Origin of the sequence: Kitasatospora sp. NPDC059571, assembly GCF_042735675.1 — a bacterium.
Classification (GTDB): Bacteria; Actinomycetota; Actinomycetes; order Streptomycetales; family Streptomycetaceae; genus Kitasatospora.
Map to the genome: position 1 here is coordinate 1 of NZ_JBHWBW010000335.1, position 3,752 is coordinate 3,752.

The 3,752-nt window shown below is 68.9% G+C and carries 3 protein-coding genes; 2 read left to right on the plus strand and 1 reads right to left on the minus strand.

Translation table 11 applies throughout. The features are described from left to right. Positions 1 to 55: 55 nt before the first annotated feature. Entirely contained in the window at positions 56 to 1,501 is a 1,446-nt protein-coding gene (locus ACFV0G_RS28420; protein WP_380554024.1) for a gamma-aminobutyraldehyde dehydrogenase, read from the minus strand. Positions 1,502 to 1,780: 279 nt separating this feature from the next. On the opposite strand from ACFV0G_RS28420, the gene ACFV0G_RS28425 reads away from it, so the two are divergent. Next, positions 1,781 to 2,254, plus strand: a complete 474-nt coding sequence (locus ACFV0G_RS28425; protein ID WP_380554027.1) for an Lrp/AsnC family transcriptional regulator — start codon at positions 1,781 to 1,783, stop codon at positions 2,252 to 2,254. After that, positions 2,251 to 3,645 (plus strand): aspartate aminotransferase family protein, encoded by a 1,395-nt coding sequence (locus ACFV0G_RS28430; protein WP_380554030.1) that lies wholly within the window; start codon positions 2,251 to 2,253, stop codon positions 3,643 to 3,645. The genes ACFV0G_RS28425 and ACFV0G_RS28430 overlap by 4 nt, the downstream gene beginning before the upstream one ends. The last annotated feature ends 107 nt before the right edge of the window (positions 3,646 to 3,752 follow it).

Genomic DNA, 3,752 nt, shown 5'->3' on the forward strand with positions numbered 1-3,752 from the left:
GTGCCCGGGGGCACCGGGCACAGGCCGCACCGGGTCGTACCGGATCGGCGGACCGTCAGATCGCGGTCATGACGTGCTTGACCCGGGTGTAGTCCTCGAAGCCGTAGGAGGACAGGTCCTTGCCGTAGCCGGACTTCTTGAAGCCGCCGTGCGGCATCTCGGCGACCAGCGGGATGTGGGTGTTGATCCAGACGCAGCCGAAGTCCAGGCGGCGGGACATCCGCATGGCGCGGGCGTGGTCCTTCGTCCAGACCGAGGAGGCCAGCGCGAACTCCACCCCGTTGGCGTAGCCGACGGCCTGCTCCTCGTCGGTGAACTTCTGCACGGTGATGACCGGGCCGAAGACCTCGTTCTGGATGATCTCGTCGTCCTGGTTCAGGCCGGAGACCACGGTCGGGGCGTAGAAGTAGCCGACCTCGCCGACCCGGTGGCCGCCGGCCTCGACCTTGGCGTGCGCCGGGAGGCGGTCGATGAAGCCGCTGACCTGCTTCAGCTGGTTGGCGTTGTTCAGCGGGCCGTAGAGCACGTCCTCGTCGTCGATGCCGCCGGTCTTGGTGTCGGCGGCGGCCTTGGCGAGCGCGGCCACGAAGGCGTCGTGGATGGACTCGTGCACCAGCACACGGGTGGCGGCGGTGCAGTCCTGGCCGGCGTTGAAGAAGCCGGCGACGGAGATGCCCTCGACGGCCTCGTCGATGTCGGCGTCCTCGAACACCACGACCGGGGCCTTGCCGCCGAGCTCCAGGTGGACGCGCTTGACGTCCTTGGAGGCCGACTCGGCGACCTGGATGCCGGCGCGTACCGAGCCGGTGATGGAGGCCATCGCCGGGGTCGGGTGCTCGACCATCAGGCGGCCGGTCTCGCGGTCGCCGCAGATGACGTTGAAGACGCCGGCCGGCAGCTCCATGTCCTTGAGGATGCCGCCGATGATCTCGGCGAGCAGCACGGTGGAGGCCGGGGTGGTGTCGGACGGCTTGAGGACGACGGTGTTGCCCGCGGCGATCGCCGGGGCGAACTTCCAGACCGCCATCATCATCGGGTAGTTCCACGGCGCGACCTGGGCGCAGACGCCGACCGGCTCACGACGGATGATCGAGGTCATGCCGTCCATGTACTCGCCCGCGGCCTTGCCCTCCAGCAGGCGGGCGGCGCCGGCGAAGAAGCGGATCTGGTCGACCATCGGGCCGATCTCCTCGGAGAGGGTCAGCCCGCGCGGCTTGCCGGTGTTGCGACACTCGGCGTCCACGATCTCCTCGGCCCGGGCCTCGACCGCGTCGGCGATCTTGAGCAGCAGCTTCTGCCGGGTGGAGGGGGTGGCGTCGCGCCAGACCGGGAACGCCTCCGCGGCGGACACCATGGCGGCGTCGACGTCCGCGGCGCCGGACAGCGGGGACGTCGCGTAGACCTCACCGGTCGTGGGGTCGATCACGTCCAGCGTGCGGCCGTCGGCCGCATCGACGAACTCGCCGTTGATGTAGTTGCGCAGCGTACGAAGCTCGCTCACGGGTCTCTCCTACGGTCTGGGCCTGCGGCGTTGCAGAATCCGGCGCCAGGGTACCTCCGGCGACCGGGTGGCCGGGCCGTCCTGGCCGCGGTCAACTGGGGTAGGGGGCGGGGGTGGGGCACCCCTGCGCGTGTACTCCCTCAGGCTACCCCGAGGACTGGCGTTATCGACAGACGTTCCACCTGAACACGACGTAATCCGCATGCAATTTTGGAAACCGCGACGAAATCAGCAGCACTGCGGCTTGCGTGGCCGGAGTGGATCAGGCACAGTGGCGACGTGGCCAACCGCGACCGGAACGCCAGCGTTCCCCTCGACGCCGCCTCCAAGGCGATCATCGAGCAGCTCCAGGAGGACGGACGGCGTCCGTACGCCGCCATCGGCAAGGCCGTGGGCCTGTCGGAGGCGGCCGTGCGGCAGCGCGTCCAGAAGCTGCTCGACCAGGGCGTGATGCAGATCGTCGCCGTGACCGATCCCCTCACCGTCGGGTTCACCCGCCAGGCGATGGTGGGGATCCGCGTCGAAGGGGACATCGAGCCCGTGGCGGACGCACTGGCCTCCTTCGACGAGGTCGACTACGTGGTCTGCACCGCAGGCTCGTTCGACCTCCTCGCCGAGCTGGTGTGCGAGGACGACGAGCACCTTCTCGAACTGATCAACAAGCGCATCCGCGCCCTTCCCGGCGTGCGGAGCACCGAGAGCTTCGTTTATCTGAAGCTCCGGAAACAGACCTACACCTGGGGCACCCGATGACAGCCGAGCCGGCTCAGAAGGACCTTTCCAAGACCGCATACGACCACCTGTGGATGCACTTCACCCGCATGTCGTCGTACGAGCACTCCCCCGTCCCCACCATCGTGCGCGGTGAGGGCACCTACGTCTGGGACGACAAGGGCAGGAAGTACCTCGACGGCCTCGCCGGCCTGTTCGTCGTACAGGCCGGCCACGGCCGCGAGGAGCTGGCCGAGGCGGCCGCCAAGCAGGCCAAGGAGCTCGCCTTCTTCCCGGTGTGGAGCTACGCCCACCCGAAGGCCGTCGAGCTGGCCGAGCGCCTGGCCAACTACGCCCCCGGCGACCTCAACAAGGTCTTCTTCTCGACCGGCGGCGGCGAGGCCGTCGAGACCGCCTGGAAGCTCGCCAAGCAGTACTTCAAGCTGACCGGCAAGCCGACCAAGTACAAGGTCATCTCGCGTGCCGTCGCCTACCACGGCACCCCCCAGGGCGCGCTGTCCATCACCGGCCTGCCGGGCCTGAAGGCCCCGTTCGAGCCGCTGGTGCCGGGCACCCACAAGGCACCGAACACCAACATCTACCGCGCCCCCGAGTACCTGGCGGGCCCGGACGGCACCGTCGACCCCGAGGCCTACGGCCGCTGGTGCGCCGACCAGGTCGAGCAGGCGATCCTCTTCGAGGGCCCCGAGACCGTCGCCGCCGTCTTCGTCGAGCCGGTGCAGAACGCCGGCGGCTGCTTCCCGCCGCCGCCCGGGTACTTCCAGCGCCTGCGCGAGATCTGCGACCGCCACGACGTGCTGCTCGTGTCGGACGAGGTCATCTGCGCCTTCGGCCGCCTGGGCACCATGTTCGGCGCCGACAAGTTCGGCTACCAGCCCGACATGATCACCTGCGCCAAGGGCATGACCTCCGGCTACTCGCCGATCGGCGCCACGATCATCTCGGACCGCATCGCCGAGCCGTTCTACAAGGGCGACAACACCTTCCTGCACGGTTACACCTTCGGCGGCCACCCGGTGTCCTCCGCGGTGGCGCTGGCCAACCTCGACATCTTCGAGCGCGAGGGCCTCAACCAGCACGTGCTCGACAACGAGTCGCGCTTCCTGGGCACCCTGAACAAGCTGCGCGACCTGCCGATCGTCGGCGACGTCCGCGGCAACGGGTACTTCTACGGCATCGAGCTCGTGAAGGACAAGGCCACCAAGGAGTCGTTCAACGACGACGAGGTGGAGCGCGTGCTCTACGGCTTCCTGTCGAAGGCCCTGTTCGACAACGGCCTGTACTGCCGCGCCGACGACCGTGGCGACCCGGTCGTGCAGCTGGCCCCGCCGCTGATCTCCGACCAGTCGACCTTCGACGAGATCGAGCAGATCCTGCGGGTCAGCCTCACCGACGCGTGGGCCAAGATCTGACCTCCTGCCCCACCCTCCGCCGAAGGGCGGTCCCGACCTCCCCGCCGGGCGCCCCCGGGCGTGGTGCGGGGGTGTGACAGCCTGAAGAGACGCGGAGAACCGGAGCT